Origin of the sequence: Rothia mucilaginosa (assembly GCF_001548235.1) — a bacterium.
Classification (GTDB): domain Bacteria; phylum Actinomycetota; class Actinomycetes; order Actinomycetales; family Micrococcaceae; genus Rothia; species Rothia mucilaginosa_B.
In genome coordinates, this window is the sequence record NZ_AP014938.1 from 763,079 (window position 1) to 783,896 (window position 20,818).

Consider the following 20,818-nt stretch of genomic DNA (forward strand, 5'->3'; position numbering starts at 1 on the left):
GGGGGAACACAACCCGCACACCTTTGTGACAGCACGCACATTTTGCATTGGCAATAGTATACACACATTTCCCACCCACTATGACCCAGTTCACCGTTTTAGGGGAAATATTTCAGCAGAAACTTTTCTTTCCCCAATCTCAAGCAGTCCTCCCCGGGAAACAGAAAAGTCCCACGGTACCCCACCTCTAAGGCGGAATACCGCGGGACTTCGCCCTTCCGAAGCCTATGCCGGCGCCTCCAAAAATTCAGAAACTACCGAATAGGAATCCAGAAAATTAGCCTGTGGCTTTAGTTCTGCCAACCCACATTGGTCCAGCGCTTGGGGTCGGTGTAGCTGGTTGCGAAGAGGGAAGGACCGTAGTTAGCCAGCTTCTCCTTCACAGCTGCGTAGCTGGGGCCGTTAGCGTAGGGGAAGTAAATAGCAACCTTCTCCATGTGCTGCTTCTCAGCCTCAGCAGCCATCTTCAACTGCTCCTCGTGAGATTCCTTCTCGTAAATGGACGCGATGAACTTATCCAGCTCGGGATCGCCCACACCTTCGTTGATTTCGCTGGTGTAGAAGTACTGAACGCTGTCTGCAGGGTCAGCACCAATACCCCAACCGGAGAAGGCGCAGTCGTACTGCTTAGCACCCATCACGGAGTTGAACTGGGACTGCGGCTGGTTGTCCTGCTCGAGCTTAATACCTGCTGCCTTGAGCTGCTGCTCGAGGTTCTGGAACTGAGCCAGAGAGGTTGCATCCGAACCGAAGTAGGTGATGGAGAAGCCTGCAGTCTTGCCATCCTTGGCGTAGTAGTCGCCATTCTTGGAGTAGCCTGCTGCTTCCAGGATCTTTGCCGCAGCCTCGGCACCGGGGTTAGAAGGCATAGCGTCCTGGTAGCCCTTCTGGAAGGGCATAGCAATCATGGAGCCGGTCAGGGGCTCTTCCCAGTTGATCTGGCCGAACTTGACCTTAGCCAGCTGAGAGCGGTCAACCGCGGCGAAGACTGCACGGCGCAGGGCGGTGTCGGTCACGCGGGTCGGGTTGAACTGCAGGTTGATCACGCCAACGCTCTGGCCGGAGCGAATCTGAACACCGGGCTGACCCTTGACAGCGTTGTAGGTTGCCAGGCCAGCGAAGCCGATGCTGTCCAGCTCGCCGTTCTTGAACGCTGCGCGCTCTGCTTCGTCGCCCATTTCGCGCCAGATGATGCGATCCAGCAGCGGCTTCTCGCCCCACCACTTGTCGTTGGGCACAAGGGTGAGGGTCTTAGCCGAAGAGTTCCACTCGCCAATCTTGAAGGGGCCGGACCAGTACTGATCCATGGGCTTGTTCACGAAGCCGTTGTTGAAGAGCTCCTTGTCGGTCAGTGCGGGGTGCAGACCGAGCAGGCCGAGGGTCTCAGCGGGGTACAGGGGCTTGGACATAACAATCTTGACGCGGGTCTTGTCGCCATCCACGGGGTCGATGGACGCCACCTGCTGCCAGAAGGGAGCGGCGATAACGTTGTAGCCGTCATCGGGGTTGCGGTAGACGGTCCACGCGGCGCGGATTGCCTCAATGTCAACGGGGGTGCCGTCGTTGAAGACAGCCTTAGAGTTGAGCTTGAAGGTGATGGTCTGCACGCCGTCAACAGTCTCAGCCTTGTAGTCGCTGACGTAGTCGTCGTTGAGGCTGTAGTCGCCGGCAGGGCTTAGGGAGGTGAAGCCGATAGCGGAGGGGATGTTGCAGGCGCCACCGAATGCGGTGAGGTTCTCGGTGGTGTAGCCGCTCTGAGTCAGAATGTTGAAGTTCGGGCCGACTGCAGAGACGCTACCGCGGAACTCGCCACCCTGCTTGAGGGAGGAGCGGTCCTGCTTGTTGATTTCGAGGTTCTTGACGATTTCCTCGGTGCTCGAAGCAGCCTTACCGCTGATCTTCTTGTCAGAGCCGCCGCCGCATGCAGCGAGCAGGCCGACGGTACCCAGGGCAACGGTGCCGGTCAGCAGGGTACGGCGATTAATACGTAGATGAGTCATGTATTCTCCTCATGCCGGAGGGCTCAGGTGCTATTCGATAAGCGCACCGTGTTGTGCGCCGATTTTGCGGGAGCGCCGAAGCTCCCGCCCATCACCTTTGTGAGAGCCCCCACATTGTTTGTGGTTGAAACACAGTATACCCCCAAAAGAAGCGACGCAGACCACAGTCCAATCCGTGGAAGAACTATACACCGTCTAAAAATCACGGGTTCAGCGCCTGAACCCGCATCATCACGCGGAAGCCGCGTGCGAAAACTAAAAAATGAAATATTATGTCGCATTGGCGCGCGAGCGCGTCACACCCGGTACTTTGAGAGTCGTTACAAGTTACAAGCACAGCGTCGGGGCAACTAAAGCGCGCTGAACCCTCCACAAGAAAAAGCTCCCCACCCCTATACGACACTGCGAAAACGTATAGGGGCGGGGAGCTTAAAACTGCGGCTTACGCCATCCAGCCAACCGAAGACCAGTCGGTGCTCTTGAAGAGGAACGCACCGTAGTTAGCGAGCTTCGGGCGGCATGCCTTGAAGTCCGGACCATTGAGGAACGGGATGAAGAGGCAAACCTCGCTCATGTGCTTCTTCTCAATTTCGTTGCACTTCTCGGCGCGCTTAGCGTCGTCGAGGATGGTGACCATCTCGTCGACCATAGCGTCGATTTCGGGGGTGCCGACGCCGTTCCAGTTCTTGGAGTGGTAGAAGTACTCGGTAGAGCTGGTCGGCTCGGAGCTCACACCGAAGCCCGAAATGCTCACGTCGTACTCGCGGTTACCAACGACCTTCGAGAATTCAGACTGTGCACGCGAATCGAGCTCGAAGTTAATGCCGATTTCCTTCATGCTCTGGATGAAGGTCTGTGCCTGGCCCTTGGTGGTGGCGTCATCACCGAAGGTGGTCAGCTTCAGGGTGATGGTCTTGCCGTCCTTCGCGTAGAAGTCGCCGGACTTGGTGTAGCCTGCCTTCTCCAGGACCTTGCGTGCTTCCTCCGGGTTACGTGCCGGGTAGTTGTCGCGGTAGTACTGGGAGGAACCCAACAGAAGCATCGAGCCGGGAACTTCTTCTTCGTAGGGCAGACCCTGGAAGCGAATCTTTGCCAGAGCACCACGGTCAATACCCAGGAAGATTGCCTTACGGACAGCAACATCGGTGATGTGCTGTGCGTTCAGGTTCATGCCGCCGGCGAAGAGGCGGCGACCGCGGCGGATTTCAGAGTTCGCAACGTCCTTCATCTCGTTGTAGGCGCTGAGGGTACGTGAGTCGACGACGTCCAGCTCGCCGTTCTTGTAGGCGGCGCGAGCTGCGGCGTCTGCCATTTCACGCACGACGATGCGGTCCAGCTTGGGCTTCTCACCCCACCACTTGTCGTTGGGGACTGCGGTGAAGGTCTTCTCGGAGGAGTTCCAGCCGTTGGGTGCCAGGGTGAAGGGGCCGCAACCGAGCTCGGGGTGGGGGTTGTCGACGAAGCCTTCGTTGAAGAGGTTTACGTCGAGCATCGCCGGGTGCAGAATGCCCGTGAAGAGCAGGCCCTTGACGGGGTTGTGCGCGGTCTTGAGGACAACGCGTGCGTGGTAGCGGTCGCCGTCGATAGCTTCAACGCTTTCGATGAATTCGTAGATACCTGCTGCGGCAATCTTGTATTCACCGTCGGGGTCACGCTGAATCTGCCAGGTTGCCTTGAGGGCGTCGATGTCGATGGGGGTGCCGTCGTTGAAGACTGCCTTGGGGTTCAGGCGAACCTCTGCGGTAATCTTGCCGTCTACTTCCTTAGCTTCGAAGCCGAGGCAGTAGTTGGGGTCGAGCTCATCTTCACCCTTGTAGGTGCTGCGCCAGATGCCGGCACCGGCGATAATGCCCATGGTTTCGGAGACGGAGGTGCTCGAGCCATTCTGGGAGAAGCGGTTGAAGTCCGGGCCGAGGGAGTAGGTGCTCAGGTTCAGGGTACCGCCCTGCTTGAGCTTCGAGGCATCCTGCTCGTTGATTTCATAGAACGGGGTTTCGCTTGCCTTGTGCTCGGTCTTGGAGGACGAGGAGCCACAAGCGCTCAGTACGCCGGCAGCAGCGACGGCGGTTGCGCCGCCGAACAGTACGCGGCGGCTCATGATCGGGTTGAATCCGGAGAGGGAGGGGATGGGGTGAGGGCTCATGATGGGCTCCTTGTGGGTGTGGACTGCGCTGATGCAGTGTTTGCAGTGTAGAGTGGGTGGCTCGCATGCTCTGGAGGCGGGGTTTCCGCCTACAGGAGCGTCTGCCATCTGCGGTGATGGGCGGGCAGGTCAAGCCATGCAAAATAATGTGACTTACAGCTATGTTCTAAGCCACATTTAATATTTTTAGTAGTGTACACCACACACATCACTACAAGTGCGCAACACGATAAATATTTCTTAATTATTACGACAGAGCTTAAATCCGCATCGGCATCACCCCCCACCACCTCTCATGCAGCACCCCTCCCCCGCCCCCCACAACCCAGCCTCCCAAAATAGCAAACGGGCACAGCAAAGCGGGCCGAACGCGCATATACGCATTCGACCCGCTCATAGGGTAGGAACCCCTAGGAGTTCATCCAGCCCACAGCAGTCCAGTCCATCGACTTATACAGGCGCGGACCGTAGTTAGCCAGAGCCTTCTTGACCATCACGAAGTCAGGACCGTTCGTAATAGTACCCAGGAAGGCGAACTCAGCCATGTGCTTCTTCTCAATCTCATTGCAGGCAAGGTTACGTTCCTTGTCATCTTCAATGAGAGTCATGGCATCAATAAGGGCGTCAATTTCCTTGCTGCCGATACCTTCATTGTTCTCGGAGTAGTAGAACTGCTTGGTACCCTCAGTTGCGTCAGCAGAGACCGAGTAGCCGCTGAAGGAAATATCGTAGTCCCAGTTGCCCAGAATGGTGGCGAACTCACTATCGGAGTGCTGATCAATCCGGATCTCGATACCGACATCCTTCATCTGCTGAGTGAAGGTCTGAGCCTTACCCTTGGTGGTCGGATCATCACCAAAGACCACCACAGCGCAGCCAGCCTTTACGCCGTCCTTCTCGTAGTAGTCGCCATTCTTGGTGTAGCCGGCGGCCTCCAGAATCTTCTGCGCCTCCGAAACACTATTATTCGGGGTCGGGTAAGAATCCTGGTAGTAAGGCGAGAAGGGCATGTGAATCATCGAACCGGGAATGGTTTCCTCGTAGGGCAGGCCCTGGAACTGAATCTTCGCAAGTGCTTCACGGTTAGTGCCAGCGAAGATTGCCTTACGCAGGGCAGCGTCCTTGACGCGGCGGGGATTAATATCCAGACCGCCCGCGTAGAGGCGGGTACCCTTACGCAATTCGGTACCGGCAATATTCTTCACCTCGGCATAGGTGGAGGCGGTGCTTGCACCGATAGCGTCAATTTCGTCGTTCTTGAACGCGGCACGTGCAGCGCTGGACTCCATCTGGGTAAAGACAATCTTGTCCAGCAGGGGCTTGGCGCCCCACCACTTGTCATTGGGTACAACACTGAAGGTCTTCGCGGTGGAGTCCCAACCCTTATCCGCCAGGGTAAAGGGGCCAGCCCAGTACTCGGGGTGGGGTGCATCCACAAAGCCATTATTGAAGAGCTCGACATCCTCCAGGGCGGGGTGCAGAATCTCGGAGAAGAGGCTCTGCAGCGGATAGAAGGGCTTGGAGAAAGTGACGATTGCACTGTAGTCATCTTCGCCCTTTTCTACAGATTCAACGAATTCGTAGATGCCGCTGGTGACAATGTTGTAGCCATTATCCAGGCTCTTGAAGATGTTCCAGGTGGACTGGAGCGCTTCGTAGGTGATGGGGGTGCCATCGTTGAAGACAGCCTTGGGGTTGAGCTTGACGGCAACCTGAATCTTGTCGTCCTTCTTGCTGTGCTCGAAGGAGACAGCGAAGTCGGTGTTTAGCTTGTAGGTGCCGTTAAAGTCGAGGTTCCACAGGCCAGCCTGGCTGATGGTGCTCATAACGTTGACGTTATCGCTGGTGTTACCGCTCTGGGTATAGAAGTTGAAGTTCGGGCCGATGGATCCGGCGGGCAGGCGCAGGGTGCCACCCTTCTTCAGGCTGTTTACGTCCTGAGCGTTGATGTTGTAGAGGTCTTCGATGTTGGCACCGGCGCCGGCTGCCTTGGTCTTTTCGGAGCTTGCACTGCCGTTGCCGCAGGCACTGAGCAGGCCCACAGCTCCCAGAGCCGCGGTGCCGCCAATGAGGGCGCGGCGGCTGAAGCTGTTCTTGGTCGCTTCGTGGCTACTCGCGGTGTATGCGGTGTTGGCGGTCATGGGAGTGGTTTCCTTCTGTCTTATGCGGGTGGGTGTATCCCGTATCCCCGAGTAATGATTATTTATGCAGAACACTGCATAACTTTGTATGACTCCACTGTAGCGCGCCTCCGGAACAAAAACCAAGGATTTTCACAATATTTCTTAATATTTATCGTGTTATTTGAATATTCATACTACGCATACGCTGTTTTTGTGCGATTTTTTCGGATTTTGACGGATAGCTATACCACCACTCCCCCGCATCGGTATACAAAAGCACCCAAAACCCCCTCCAGATATGCAAAAAGTGTCCACCCGGATAATCCGGGTGGACACTTTCAATAGCTCTAGGCTATTCACCTAGCAGGTGAAGGGATGAGGACTTACTTAGCCCAACCAACCTTCTCCCAGTGAATACCGGTGCCCTGGAAGAGGGACACACCGTAGTTGTGCAGACCCTTCTTCACGAACTTGTACTCGGGGCCGTTGATGAGCGGAATCAGCACTGCGAACTCAGCCAGGTGCTTCTTCTCGATCTCGTTGCAAGCCTGGTTGCGTTCCTTGTCGTCAGCAATGAGCTTCATCTTTGCAATCATCTCATTGATCTCATCGGAACCGGCTTCCTCGGGCTTACGACGCATGTAGAACTGCTCGGTGGCTTCGGTAGCATCCGGGGAGGTCGGAGCGAAACCGGAGGAGGTTGCGTCGTAATCCTTGGAGGCCATGGTCTTGTTGAACTCGCTAACAGCACGCGAGTCGAGCTCAGCATTAATGCCTACGGACTTCAGCTGCTGAACCAGGGTCTGACCGACAGCCTTGGAGGTGGGGTCCTCACCGAAGATGGAGAACTTGAAGGCAGCCTGCTTGCCGTCCTTCTCGTAGAACTCACCGTTCTTGGTGTAGCCTGCCTCTTCCAGAATCTTGGATGCTGCAGTAGCATCGTTGTTCGGGGTCGGGTAGTCGTCCTGGTAGTACTCGGTGAAGGGCATATGAATAACCGAGTTGGGGAGCTTCTCTTCGTAATCCAGACCCTGGAAACGAACCTTAGCGAGAGCCTCACGGTTCAGACCAACAACCACAGCGCGACGCAGAGCAACATCCTGCATGCGGGCGGGGTTCATGGTCAGACCGCCGGCGAAGAGGCGAGCACCGCGACGAATCTCGGTGTTAGCAACTTCCTTGAGCTCCTTGTATGCAGAAGCGGTGGTAGCGCCAATCGCGTCAAGCTCATCGTTCTTGAATGCCGCGCGCTCAGCAGCGGTATCCATCTGACGGAAGACGATGCGCTCCAGAACGGGCTTCTCGCCCCACCACTTCTCATTGCGGGTCAGGGTCAGGGTCTTCTCGGTGGAGTTCCAGCCACCTTCAGCAATGGTGAAGGGGCCAACCCAGTACTCGGGGTGCGGCTTGTCAACGAAACCAGTGTTGAAGAGTTCCTTGTCCAGCAGAGCCGGGTGCATAATGCCAGCGAAGAGGGTATCCAGCGGGTAGTAAGGTGCGGAGAAAGTTACCTTCACCTTGAAGTCATCACCGTCGCGCTCCACGGAAGCAATGCTGCTGTAGATGCCGCTGGTACCAATCTTGTAGCCGCCATCGGTGCTCTTGAGGACCTCCCAGGTAGCCTGCAGAGCCTTGTAGTCGATGGGGGTACCGTCGTTGAACTTAGCCTGGGGGTTCAGCTCAATGGAGACAACGGGCAGACCGTTTTCTTCGGAAACATCGAAGCTCTTCGCGAAATCGGGAGCCAGAGTGCGCTTACCCATGGGGTCACCCTGCCACAGGCCTGCGTAAGCCACGGGGCTCATAGCAGTCTGGGTGTACAGGGAGTTGCCGTCCGCGCTGAAAAGGTTGAAGTCCGGACCAATACCGGGAATAGCCAGGCGCAGAGTGCCGCCATCCTTCAGCTCAGATACAGCTGCCTCACCAAGGTCATAAAGCTCCTTGGCATCGGTGCCCACGGTTGCACCCTGGGTGGTTGCCTTGGAGTCCTTGGACGAGCCGCACGCAGCCAGTACGCCCACGGTACCCAGTGCTGCAGCGCCACCGAGAACGGTACGACGGTTCAGGATGAAATTCTTCTCCATGAGAGTGTCCTCTTATACGTTTGACCCTCAATAATCCCGCAGGAAAGCGTCAAGGATTCCCTGCTCATGCGCCGCAATTAGGGTGCGGTGAGCGATGAATTAGTGCCGGTCTATGAATGTGTTCCTTGAGGCACGCCCCTAGCGGCGCACCCACAGGCTTAATTATGGCTTACCCGCGGTATAGAAGCTCGCCTATAAATATTCATATCTTGAATGGTGAGAAAGGTTACGCCTAGTCAGTGCAGTTTTTCCTGTTTTCTTGCTGGTTTCAGTGCCAAGCGCCACATTCTGAGGCTCCCGCCGTCTCACCAGGTGACAATCTCAAGCTGCACGCGCCTCACCAGTACCGGGCATTAAAAAACCCGAGGGGCGAATATTCAACGAATATTCGCCCCTCGGCACACATGCGACTTATTCAGCCGACTCTAGAGCTACACCGTAGCGGCCTCAGCCTCCGGGAAGTAGCAAGCATAACCGTGATCCTCACCCTCAACGTGGGTCAGCTCCGGCATCTCCTCCAGGCAACGACGCTTCTTGTCCTCAGGCAGCAGCTTGAAGACCGGGCAACGGCTCGAGAAGCCACAACCCTTAGGCGCGTTCACCGGAGTGGGCAGGTCGCCCTCAAGCATAATGCGGTGGCGCTTTGCCTCAACCTCGGGATCCGGAACCGGAATTGCCGAGAGCAGTGCACGGGTGTACGGGTGGATCGGGTTGTCGAACACCTGGTCGACGTCACCAATCTCAACAATACGACCCAGGTACATCACTGCAACGCGGTCGGATGCGTGGCGAATCACCGCGAGGTCGTGAGCAACCATCAGGTAGCTCAGGCCCAGGTTTGCACGCAGCTCCTCCAGCAGGTTAATCACACCAGCCTGGACGGACACGTCCAGTGCGGACACCGGCTCATCCAGAACCACGAGCTTGGGGTTCACAGCAAGCGCACGAGCAATACCGATACGCTGACGCTGACCGCCAGAGAACTGGTTCGGGAAGCGGTTCACGTGGTCAGGCTGCAGACCCACAATGTGCATCAGTTCGATGACGCGCTTCTTGATGTCTGCCTTGTTCATGCCCTGGTTTTCCAGCGGCTCGGCAAGCACCTCGTAAACGGTGAAGCGCGGATCCAGAGCACCGGTGGGGTCCTGGAACACCATCTGCTGGTTCTTACGCAGCTCAAGAATCTCACCTGCGGACTTGCCGTCCTTGGTGGAGGTTCCGTTGATCAGAATCTCACCGTCGGTGTTCTTGTTGAACTCCATGATTTCCAGCAGGGTGGTGGTCTTACCACAACCGGACTCACCCACGATGGAGAAGCACTCGCCCTCGCGAATGTCGAAGGACAGGCCGTTCACAGCCTTCACAGTGCCCACGCGGCGCTTAATCAGCGCACCCTTCATGAGCGGGAAGTGCTTCTTGACGTTGCGGACCTCCAGGACGGGGGCACGCTCCTCACGCGGAATACCGTCGTACTTCGATACCGGGGGCTCCGGAACCGGGTACAGCTCGTCAGCGGTCTTACCGACCAGCTCCTGAGAGATGGTGCAGGAGGAGTAGTGGCCCTCGCCAACGCCTTCCAGCAGCTGCAGATCGGGCTCGCCGTTGGAGTCCTGGCAGCACTGGCCACCGCTCTTAGCGATGGGGCAACGCGGGCGGAAGGAGCACGCGGTCACCGGGTTAATCAGGTTCGGAGGGGTACCCTCAATCGGAACCAGGGAGACCTTCTCGGAACGGTCCACACGCGGGACCGCACCCAGCAGACCGATGGTGTACGGGTGGGAGGGATGCTTGTACAGGTCTTCTGCCTTCGCAATCTCCACCGGCTTACCGGCGTACATCACCAGAATGTCGTCAGCCATACCAGCCACAACACCCAGGTCGTGGGTAATCATGATGGTCGCTGCGCCAGTCTCTTCCTGAGCCTTCTGCATAACCTCCAGCACCTGCGCCTGAATGGTCACATCCAGTGCGGTGGTGGGCTCATCGGCGATGAGCACGCGGGGGTCATTCGCAATCGCCATAGCGATCATGATGCGCTGACGCATACCACCGGAGAACTCGTGCGGGAAGGAACGCAGGCGGTCAGCCGGCGAGGGAATACCCACCATACGCATCAGTTCGATGGAACGGTCCTTGATAGCCTGCTTGCTCATGCCCTTGTTGTGGACCTTGAGCACCTCAGCGATCTGATCACCAATGGTGTACACGGGGGTCAGCGAGGACAGCGGATCCTGGAAGATCATAGAGATCTCCTTGCCGCGGTATGCGCACATTTCCTTATCGCTCAAGCCCAGCAGCTCGGTGCCGTTGTACTTGACCGAACCAGTGATGTCAGCGGTAGTCGGGTGCAGACCCATAATCGCCATGGAGGCAACGGACTTACCGGAACCGGACTCACCCACAATACCCAGGGTCTTACCGGGGTACAGGTCAAAGTTCACACCGCGAACAGCATGCACGATGCCATTCTCAGTGTTGAAGCGGACGTTGAGGTCCTTAACGCTCAGAACGGGAGAGGTACTCATTAGTTCTTCGCCTCCTTTGCAGCGGCAGCGGGTGCCTCTGCCTTCTCGTTCTTCTTGGACTTCTTGATCTTACCGACCGACATCGAAGTCGGGTCGAATGCGTCACGCAGACCGTCGTTCATGAGGGCCAGCGGACCAACCAGCAGGAAGAAGAACAGAACCGGGAACCAGAACATGTGCGGCAGGGTGTTAATCTGCTGCGAAGCATCCGAAATCAGCGAGCCCAGCGAGTAGTTGGGGTACTTAATACCGATGCCGATGAAGGAGTAAGCGACCTCAGAGAGCACAGCGCCCATGATGCCGCTGGTGAAGTTCAGAACCAGCAGGGAGCCAATGTTCGGAACCAGGTGGCGCATCACAATCTTGAAGGGGTGCACACCCATGTAGCGTGCAGCCTTCACGAAGTCGCGGTTGATGAGGGACTGCGCCATTGCACGAATAACACGGGCGCTACCCATCCAGCCGAAGGCAATCAGCACTGCAGAGAGCAGAACCCAGGTGGGGACGCTCTTCTGAATCTGCTTACCAACCTGACCGTTGATCAGAATTGCCAGAATCAGCAGCGAGGGAACCATGATCAGGGTCTCGAGGATGAACAGCATAATCTTGTCAATCCAGCCACCGAAGTACGCCATCACACAACCGTAAACTGCGGAGATGAACACAGTGGCCAAACCGACGACCACACCAATCTGGAGAGAGGTCCAGACGGCCTCAGACATCATGGCGAACACGTCATTACCCGCGATGGTGGTACCGAACCAGTGCTCGGCCGAGGGGCCTTCACCCAGCGCCATGTAGTCAATGTCGTTGGGCTTGTACTTGGTCAGGTACTTACCGAACAGACCCATGCCGATGAACACGCACAGACCGAAGACTGCAGCCTTGTTACGCAGGAAGCGGCGCAGAATAATAACGCTCTTGTTGATGACCTTGAAGTCACCGTTCTCCTGTACCACCGGTACGGAGGAAGTTGCAGTTACCTGACTCATGAGATCCTCACTCGGGGGTCGACGATGGTGGTAGCGATATCAGCGATGATCGCACCGACAGCGAACAGTGCAGAACCGTACGCGAGGGTCACGGTCGCAGCGTTCACGTCCTGCGCGGAAATGGAGTCAATCGACCACTTACCGATACCGGGCCATGCAAAGACGGTCTCGGCGAAGAATGCACCCGCAAAAATCATCGGAATCTGGTACGCGATGGACTGTGCCACGGGGATGAAGGAGACGCGCAGTGCGTGGCGAGTAATCGCCTGGTTACGGGTCAAGCCCTTAGCACGAGCGGTACGCACGAAGTCAGCGTTCACGTTATCGAGCAGGTACTGACGCTGTGCAATCTGGTAACCAGCCCAACCGAAGATGGTCATACAGAAGGTCGGCACGACGTAGTGCGCCGCCATATCCATGGTGATTTCCCAGAATCCGGTCAGACCCGGAGTCGAAATACCGGTCACATAGAAAATCTTCTCTCCACCATTAGCAACGGCGATGTTGTTGATAGTGGTCGCGCCCTGCTGCACCACGAAGTAAGCAACGGGAGCGGGGATGATGTAGACCAGGTAGGAGTAACCGGTGATAACACGGTCAGAGAACTTGTACTGGCGAGCTGCCGAGTACACACCCAGGGCAATACCAATCACAATCGAGAGAATGGTAGCCACCAGCAGCAGGCGGGTAGAAACCCACACGCGCTGGCCAAATTCCTGGTTAATGTACGCGCCGTTGGGGCTACGGCCCCAATCGAACTTGGTGACCACATTGGTCAGCCACTGAACGTAGCGGTCCCAGGGGTTCATTTCGGGATCGAGACCCAGGGATGCGAAGTTACGGTTCACCTGCTCGGGGCTAGGCTTCGGAACCTTTTCCTGCTCCAAGAGGGCAGGCTTCAGGGCAGTAACCGCTGCAAAGTAACCCATCGTGGTCGTAATAAAGACCATGACGAGGTACGTCAGCGATCGCTGGAGGATGTACCTAAACATGGGACGGTTCCCCTCCTTGTGTAGATGTCGGTGTTAAGGCATGTGTGTCATGCTGTCCTAGCGCACTGCTTCGTGATGACTGTCACTAGGAGCATATGTACTTTATCTTATATAGCCTGTAACACTTCCACCAAACCCACATTGGGCACTTTCACCCCTTAGAACAGCCTGTATGCAAGCTAAAAGGGAGCTGGGTAAAAAAATGCCCCGGAATACCGGGGAAAAGGGGCGGATTAACAATTTTTACGAAAATTTTACATCGGAAACAATTCTCTCGACATAGGGACGTAATAACCTTTTCGATAAGCGCTTTAATGGGGCAAAACACCACGTAAACCCACTATTTAAGGGACTAAACCAACACTTCCAACCCCTAAACCAAGCACTAAGGCACACCTCTTAAGCGCGCTATTTAAGGCAACTCAGCCAAAAACGGCGCCCCGGCACGAGCACACGACTCGCACCGGGGCGCCGCTTATATAGGAAGGCAACGCCTCCGGCGCGCACCTTTTCGTTATCCCTCATTCTAAGAACGCGAGGAGCCGCCATCCTCCGAAGAACCCGCCTCAGGCGAAGCCTCCGAGCTCAACGACTCATCAATACGAGCACGAGCAGAGCCGTGCATGCTCTTCAAAGCCTGCGCGTCCTTAGCAGCCATCTCCGGAGTAATCACCGGAATCGCGCCAGTCGCCGCACGAGCAATATCAACAGCCGGCTCAGTCTCCAGGGTCGTCGCCAACGCATCCTCACGAATGAAGAACAGAAGCAGCGTAGACACCAGACCCAGCGGCACCAGGTACAGGAACAGCGGAATCAACGCATCGTTATAGGCATTCACAATGATGCCGTGCACCGGCTCCGGCAAAGACGCCACCAACTCAGGAGTCAGCGATGAAGACGCATGGCCACCCGAAGACTGAAGCGCCTGCTGCGGCATACGCTCAGAAATCAGCGAGGTCAGACGCGAGGTAAACAGACCACCCACCAGCGAGGCACCTACAGTAGCGCCCACCTGACGGAAGAAATTATTCGACGCCGTCGCCGTACCAACCACGCTCACCGGGAACGCATTCTGAACAATCAGAGTCAAGAACTGCATGGACATACCCAGACCGGCACCCATCACCGCAAGGTACATACAGAACAGCCAAGTCGGGGTATCGACATTCACGGTCGACAGCAGGAACAGGCCCAGCGCCACAATCGCGGTACCGGTCGTCACGTAACGCTTATAGCGACCGGTCTTCGACACCACGCGGCCCGTCACAATGGACACCACCAGCATGACGCCCATCATCGGGATCATCAGCAGACCGGCCACCGTAGCGCTCACACCCAGCGCCATCTGCAGATAAGTCGGGATGTACTCCACCGCACCGAACATTGCCACGCCCAGCGCCAGCGAAGCGCCCAGAGTCAGCAGGAAGTTACGATTCTTGAACAGGTACATGGGCATGACCGGCTCAGCCGCACGGTTCTCCACCGGGATAAACACCAGCGCAGCAACCACAGAGAAGACCAGCAGACCAATAATCTCGGGCGAGGTCCACTCGTACTGGTTGCCACCCCAAATCGTGGCAAGCACCAGCGCACTCGTACCCGCCATCAGAATCAGCGAACCAAGGTAGTCGATACTGTGCTTCTCACGGTCACGGAACGGGCGGTGCGGTAGCAAGAAAATCACCGCAAGAATCGACAGAATAGCCAACGGCAGATTAAGCCAGAACGCCCAACGCCAACCCGGACCCTCAGTAATCCAGCCACCAATCAGCGGACCAGCCACCGACGAGAAAGCAAAAACGCCACCGATAATACCCATGTAGCGGCCGCGGTCGCGGGGAGGGATCACGTCAGCAATCACAGCCTGAGAAAGAATCATCAGACCGCCACCGCCCAGACCCTGCAGGGCACGAGCGAAAATCAGCCAGTTCATGTTCTGCGCGAGCGCGCCAACAATCGAACCCGCCATGAAGGAGACAATCGCAAAAATCAGGAAGGGCTTGCGTCCGAACTGGTCCGATAGCTTGCCGTAGACTGGCATCGTAATCGTCGAAAGCAGGATGAAAATAGTAATCACCCAGCTCATGTGCTCCACGCCGTGAAGCTCACCAACGATCGTGGGCAGCGACGGCGCCAGAATCGTCTGGTTCAGCGAGGACATGAGCATCACAATGACCAGGCCCAGGAACATGGCGCGGATGCGGTTTTTACTTTCCTGCTTAGCCTCACCGGCTGGCGGCTGAGGTAGATTCTTTTCCTCTGTACTCATCGTTTAATCCTTAGTTACGTTCTATATATGTCTGTTGTGAGTATCCGCCGGGCTCTGGATTCGGTTACCTCGATTCGGGGCCTCCGATTCGGTTTCCGGCGGGCTTTTGTCATTTGTAGCAGTGAACCGCCGCTAGATTGCCGGTCGGTTCTGCTCAAAAAGCAGGAACTGGAAGGTCTTCACCGTCTGGCGGATATGGCGGGCGATATCCTCTTTGTCTTCCAGGTCGCGGGCAAACTCCAGCTGACGAAGCACCGCGGAGGCAAGCTGGACCTTTGCGCGCGATCGCTCGCGGAAGTGATCGGTCAGCGGGTCAGCCGGGTTTCGGCGCGGGAAGGGGCCGCGGCGACCAGCAGCATCAAAAGCCACCCAGTCGATGGTGTTCAGGTACTCGGTGAGCACCTGTTCGCACTTCATGTAGTGCATCTTCATTCGTTTCGCGGACTCGGGGAACTCCTGATAGGGAGCTCGAGGGTCCTTGCCCTTGGCGTAGTGGAAGCTCTGGAAAATGACCTCCCAGAGAAGGTGGGTTACACGAATGATCGTGTTGTCATCCTCGTGGGCACGGTCTGTTTCGAGGATTTCCTCGCTGACCACCGGTTCGCGCAGACCCAGGACGGCATCCTCTTTAGAGGGGAAGTAGTTGAAGAAGGTACGCGGGGAGACGCCCGCCTCCTGGGCGATTTCTTCAACGGTGGTTCCGCGCATCCCGTGTTCGCGGACGCGTTTGAGGGCTGCTTCGTGGATTGCCGTCCAGGTTTGTTCGCGGCGGCGTTCGCGAAGGCTCTGTTCCTTTTTCTGCATAACTGCAATTATTTCATCACTGCACACAATGCTCAAGTGCATTTTTGGCGTTAAGGCCCACAGCATAGCCAGCTAAGCTCCAGCCCCACACAAAACATCGGCATAATAGAGGGATGAACTTGTTTGCCCCCGCCTATCTCGATTTCCTGCCAGACTGGCTACGCCTCGCACTCGGCATCGCCGATATCCTCATCCGACTCGCAGCCCTCTGTTGGCTCCCCTACAACCGCAAACCCGTGGTTGCCCTGGGCTGGCTCATGGCCATCTTCTTCATCCCCTTCGTAGGGTTCATCGCATTCCTCGTCTTCGGCTCCTCGCGCCTGCCCGCCTACCGCCGCGCACGCCAACACGCCATGAACGACTTGATCCGCGAAGTCAGCGAGAACAAGCCCTTCCTCACCCGCACCGACGACCTCTCCGACCCCGCAAAGGCAGCCAGCCAGCTCAACTACACCCTGGGCTCACTCCCCCTGGTCGGCGGCAACCAATTCACCCTCCACACCGACAACCACGAGGCAATGGTCGCCATGGCGGAAGAAGTCGACCGCGCCACCAAATACGTGCACTTCGAGTTCTACATCACCGCCTACGACGAGGCGAGCGCAGTCCTCTGGGACGCCCTCTTCGCAGCCCACGAACGCGGTGTACAGGTGCGCGTACTCCTCGACCACATCGGCTCCCGCAAATACCCGTCCTATAAGAAACTCGTGAAAATGCTCAACGACTCGGGTATGCAGTGGCGCCTCATGCTGCCGCTCAAACCGTGGAAACTCAAGTGGCAGCGACCCGACCTGCGTAACCACCGCAAGGTCCTCGTCGTGGACGGACGCGTCGCGTTCTCCGGTTCGCAGAACGCTATTCACCGCTCCTACGACATGCCCGAAAACATTAAGAAGGGCTTGGAGTGGAAGGACCTGACCTTCTCCTGCACCGGCCCCATCGTTGAAGAGCTCAACGCCGTTTTCGTCTCCGACTGGTACTCCGAAACGAACCAGCTGATCCTGGCAGAAATTAACACCAATATCCCCTACTACAAGGATGGGATGCGCGCCCAGGTTGTGCCCTCCGGCCCCGGTTTTGAAACCGAAAACAACCTGCGCCTCATTAACTACCTGATCTACAACGCCGAGCGGCGTATTACCATCTGCTCGCCCTACTTCGTGCCCGAAGAGACCCTACTGCAGGCACTCACAAACGCCGCATACTCCGGTATTGAAACCACCGTGATTGTGTGCGAGAAGGGCGACCAGTTCCTGCCGAACATGGCGCAGCGTTCCTACTACGAGCAGCTGCTGCAGGCGGGCGTGCGTATTCTGCAGTACCCCAGCCCGACCGTGCTGCACTCCAAGTTCATGATGGTCGACGACGAAATCGCGTTCATTGGCTCGTCCAATATGGACCCGCGTTCCTTCTCGCTGAACATGGAAGTGTCAACGTTCGTCATTGACCGCGGCATGGTCGCGATGCTGGATGAAGTATGCGCCGACTACGAGCAGGTCTGCACCGAGCTGCTGTACACCCAGTGGGCGGAGCGCCCGCGCCGCATCAAGATGGCGGAGAACCTCTGCCGACTGTGGTCATCGCTCCTCTAAACTATTTTTCACGCACTAGCTTCACCCGCTAGGGCGCACAAGATAAAAGCTCCCCCTGAGTTCGACTGAATCAACGCTCAGGGGGAGCTTTTGTATGCCTCGCGCCATCGCAGGATACGCCAGGCCACAAGCTAGAGCAGCGCCACACGCCAAAGCGGCGCTACACGCCAGCCGCGCACAAGCGCAGGCAGAAACAGCAAAAAGGGCAAAAAGAAACACGCGACACCTCCGACATCGCATACCTTCGTATGCGGCGAATGCATCGCGCGTTCATTTCTACCCTGGACTAGTTTAGCGCCATAAACGGTTTCCCGTGTGGATTGAAGAAGGTTTAATCTGCAACCACTCCGGCGCAAGCAAGCGAACAGCCTTCGCACAACCCGACAAAGCAGTAATAATCGACTCGCAACGCTGATTAAACTCGCTCTGGTGACGTTTATCCACAATCTGCCCCGGAAAATGGCGATGCATCTTCGACACAGAGTCGCTACTCTCCTGCAAACCGTGGCCTGTATGGCCCGGAACATGCTTCACCAGCACACGCTTCTCGCGGATAGCCTCCGTCAAAGCACGCATCTGAGCCACCACGCGCTCATCCTGAATACCCTCAGAAACCCACGCCTCAAAAGCCCAACGGCTATGCGCCAAACGCAACACAAACGTCAACGCACCCAAAGAATCCGTATGAATAATCAGGCGGCGCGAACCGCTATGGAACACCGTATAAGCCGCCAACATCGCAGACAGCTCACCGGTCATAATATTCACGCCATCATAGTGGGCATGAAAATAGAAGCCGTCCTCACTCACGCCGGCGATGCCCATACGGCCGCCACGCTGATACTTCTTATTGTGAGTCGAACGGAACGAACAATCCGTGAAAACGCTATAGTCCTGCAGCTGATCCAGCGGTCGAGGGGTCAGCGCCTCCTCCACCATCTCATCCACCGCGGTACGTGCCGCGCACACCTCAGCCTGCATCCGCTCATACGCGGGCGTGCCAGCAAGCTTCACATGCACTTCACCCAAAGAATGGTTATCGTACGGGTCCAGCACCTTCTCAAAGGCGCGGTACTCCATAATCCCCTTCAACTGGTCGCAATCACGGAAAAGATGCTTCAGATTCTTACGGTCAGCAGCAATCGTCACCAGGTTCTGACGGTACTGCTCAGGAACCACATCCCACGCAGAAAGCACTGCACGACCCAGCAGACGCGGATGCACCTCATCGCAGCACTCCATCAGGGAATGAACGTGAGTGAAAAGCATCAGCTCCTCATTCACCACCGTGCGGGTGCCGTCCTGCTTAGAAATAAAAACCACCGTCGACAACGCCGAATAGCAAAAACCCTGCGCCGTACGATGCTCCTGAGCCACCGCAATCACAGCAACGCCCTGATCCGTGTACCCGGCAGGGTACGAGGCGCTATAGTCGGGAGCCTCCCAAGTCAGGGTGCATCGTTTGATATGCGCCGGTGAAAATCCCATGAGTGTCACCCCCCATGTGTGCCATACCGCTTCTCCTTCCATTCATGCGGTGTATCGTCCTCATTCTTTTATAGGTCGAAAAGAAAGGGGCACGCAAATATAAAACACCTTTTTTACAGTTAGCGAATGGCTCAGCCGAAAATCCTCTCACCCGCCGCCACGACACAAAACCCAGCACAAAACACAGTGCACAACACAGCGCGAGAAACCCCCGCGCATACCTCACCGAGGCGCGAGGGAAGGTGTACGGTAAAAGAGTCATATACGACGCGGCAACCGCCGCACCACCCCACAAGGAGAGCCCCATGATTGGTGTTTACGCCGGAGTATCCGTCAAGCCCGAGCACGTCGAAGAATTCCTCAAGACCATCGAACCGCTCGTGACCGCAAGCCGCCAAGACGAAGGCAACGTCAGCTACGACTTCGGTGCCGTCTCCGACACCGACTTCGCATTCATCGAGCGCTGGGAATCCCAGGCACTGCTCGAAAAGCACATGGGCACCGAGCACTTCCAGAAGGCTGTCGCCGCATGGGAGCCGCTGCTCTCCTCCGAGCTGGACGTTCGCATCGTCAACTTCCGCTAAGCAACGTTAAAGACCGAGGTGCCCGGCACCCCCTACGTGAGGGGTGCCGGGCACCTTCGTATTGAAAATCCTGGAGGCGAGCGCGGCTACCCGCGGTGCGCCTTCATGCTCGCCAGGTTTATCGGCGTTCTACGCCAACCTCCACCGAATCAAGCGTGAAACCATTCGTCGCGCTCACGCAATGCACCTTACCGCTATTCACCGACTTGCAGGTGTAACCATACGCAGTCACCACCTGACCGGCAGGCAGCGCAGTAATACCCTCGGTATTCACCGGCTCCGGAGTGGCGGTCTGACCGACCAGGCTCACCGCAGGAGCCTGGTCCTGCACCATGTGCACGCGCTGCTGCGCCTTACCGGAGGCGGCATCCCAACCCTCCAGGGTCACGCCCACCAAAGCCTGGCAATCCACGCCCGACGGGGTCACCGAGCACGCAACCTTAGAGTCCGGGCTGGTGAAACGCAGCGCCTCAACAGTCTTCGCCGAATCGCCCTGACCGAAAGTGCCGCCGCCGTACGCTTCAGCGAAAGTCAGCGTACCCGACAGCATGCGGGTCTGCGCCGGAATCAACGCCAGGCGAGGCTTCTCAACGCTACCGCCCTGCATGAAGCAGGCACCCGTAATGTAGTCGCGGCCCTGCACCTTCGTGGCGCACTGATACCACTCAACACTCGCCGAACCGTCCTGGTTCTTGCGGCTGTTGAAGAGACGCACCGCCTCCTGAGCCTTCGCACAATCCGAACCGTCATACACGTAAATACCGGCAGAACCACCCAGCAGACTCGTCACACCGCAGCGGGTACCCGCATCAATAATGTTCGCGGAGCCGCTCGCGGAAGCGTATGCCGCCGCGTACTCGGCGTCCGTGCTCGGCGTATCGGTCGGGGTTGCTACAGCATCAAAAGTTGCCGGCGCATCCAGACCAGCAGAAATCTGCACAGTATTCGGCTTCCAGGAGCCGTCCGCCGCCGTAAACAGCGCCTTCGCATCAACGGATGCCGAGGAAGTCGCGACCTTCATCGGAGTGGTTTCAGAATCATCAGCCTGCGGCTGAGCAGAGCAAGAACTCAAAGCGAGCGCGCCAATGCAGGCAAGAGCCGTCAGGGCACGACGAGTAAAGGCACGCTGTGCGCGTGCGGGCAGGGTAATCATGAGTGCGTCCTCGTGAGGGTTGCGAATTACGTTGTGTTTGAGTGGTTGTGCTGAGTCGGTGAATAAGTA

Annotated in this window: 13 protein-coding genes; 2 read left to right on the forward strand and 11 right to left on the reverse strand. The window is 57.0% G+C overall.

Translation table 11 applies throughout. From position 1 onward, the window contains the following. Positions 1 to 290: 290 nt before the first annotated feature. The 9 genes from RM6536_RS02920 to RM6536_RS02960 form a co-directional block, all read right to left on the reverse strand. Positions 291 to 2,000: an ABC transporter family substrate-binding protein gene (locus RM6536_RS02920; RefSeq protein ID WP_060823971.1), complete on the reverse strand. Its 1,710-nt coding sequence runs from the start codon at positions 1,998 to 2,000 to the stop codon at positions 291 to 293. A 442-nt stretch (positions 2,001 to 2,442) separates the two neighbouring features. After that, positions 2,443 to 4,143 carry an ABC transporter family substrate-binding protein gene (locus RM6536_RS02925; protein WP_060823972.1) on the reverse strand — a complete coding sequence of 567 codons (1,701 nt, stop codon included), beginning with the start codon at positions 4,141 to 4,143 and terminating at the stop codon, positions 2,443 to 2,445. A gap of 410 nt (positions 4,144 to 4,553) precedes the next feature. Continuing rightward, on the reverse strand, positions 4,554 to 6,284 hold the full coding sequence (locus RM6536_RS02930) for an ABC transporter family substrate-binding protein (protein WP_060823973.1): 1,731 nt from the start codon (positions 6,282 to 6,284) through the stop codon (positions 4,554 to 4,556). Between the two features lie 365 nt (positions 6,285 to 6,649). Continuing rightward, positions 6,650 to 8,350, reverse strand: coding sequence for an ABC transporter family substrate-binding protein (locus tag RM6536_RS02935; RefSeq protein ID WP_060823974.1), 1,701 nt, complete (start codon positions 8,348 to 8,350; stop codon positions 6,650 to 6,652). Positions 8,351 to 8,781: 431 nt separating this feature from the next. Then, on the reverse strand, positions 8,782 to 10,875 hold the full coding sequence (locus RM6536_RS02940; RefSeq protein ID WP_060823975.1) for an ABC transporter ATP-binding protein: 2,094 nt from the start codon (positions 10,873 to 10,875) through the stop codon (positions 8,782 to 8,784). Beyond that, positions 10,875 to 11,867: an ABC transporter permease gene (locus RM6536_RS02945; protein WP_060823976.1), complete on the reverse strand. Its 993-nt coding sequence runs from the start codon at positions 11,865 to 11,867 to the stop codon at positions 10,875 to 10,877. Before RM6536_RS02945 ends, RM6536_RS02940 begins: the two co-directional genes overlap by 1 nt. After that, a complete protein-coding gene (locus tag RM6536_RS02950) occupies positions 11,864 to 12,859 on the reverse strand; it encodes an ABC transporter permease (protein WP_005507218.1) in 996 nt (331 codons plus the stop codon). The genes RM6536_RS02945 and RM6536_RS02950 overlap by 4 nt, the downstream gene beginning before the upstream one ends. Positions 12,860 to 13,385: 526 nt before the next feature. Next, positions 13,386 to 15,128, reverse strand: coding sequence for an MDR family MFS transporter (locus tag RM6536_RS02955; RefSeq protein ID WP_060823977.1), 1,743 nt, complete (start codon positions 15,126 to 15,128; stop codon positions 13,386 to 13,388). Positions 15,129 to 15,260: 132 nt separating this feature from the next. Next, complete coding sequence (locus tag RM6536_RS02960; protein WP_230457276.1) at positions 15,261 to 15,932, reverse strand: TetR/AcrR family transcriptional regulator; 672 nt, start codon at positions 15,930 to 15,932, stop codon at positions 15,261 to 15,263. A gap of 113 nt (positions 15,933 to 16,045) precedes the next feature. Here RM6536_RS02960 and cls point away from each other — a divergent pair, with 113 nt between their 5' ends. Continuing rightward, positions 16,046 to 17,524, forward strand: coding sequence for a cardiolipin synthase (cls, locus tag RM6536_RS02965; protein ID WP_060823978.1), 1,479 nt, complete (start codon positions 16,046 to 16,048; stop codon positions 17,522 to 17,524). Between the two features lie 291 nt (positions 17,525 to 17,815). Here cls and RM6536_RS02970 read toward each other — a convergent pair whose 3' ends face one another. After that, positions 17,816 to 19,012, reverse strand: coding sequence for an RNase H family protein (locus RM6536_RS02970; RefSeq protein ID WP_060823979.1), 1,197 nt, complete (start codon positions 19,010 to 19,012; stop codon positions 17,816 to 17,818). Between the two features lie 305 nt (positions 19,013 to 19,317). Here RM6536_RS02970 and RM6536_RS02975 point away from each other — a divergent pair, with 305 nt between their 5' ends. After that, positions 19,318 to 19,596 carry a putative quinol monooxygenase gene (locus RM6536_RS02975; protein ID WP_005509231.1) on the forward strand — a complete coding sequence of 93 codons (279 nt, stop codon included), beginning with the start codon at positions 19,318 to 19,320 and terminating at the stop codon, positions 19,594 to 19,596. A 118-nt stretch (positions 19,597 to 19,714) separates the two neighbouring features. Here the strand turns inward: RM6536_RS02975 and RM6536_RS02980 are convergent, their stop codons facing one another. Beyond that, on the reverse strand, positions 19,715 to 20,749 hold the full coding sequence (locus RM6536_RS02980; RefSeq protein ID WP_060823980.1) for a hypothetical protein: 1,035 nt from the start codon (positions 20,747 to 20,749) through the stop codon (positions 19,715 to 19,717). Positions 20,750 to 20,818: the final 69 nt, after the last annotated feature.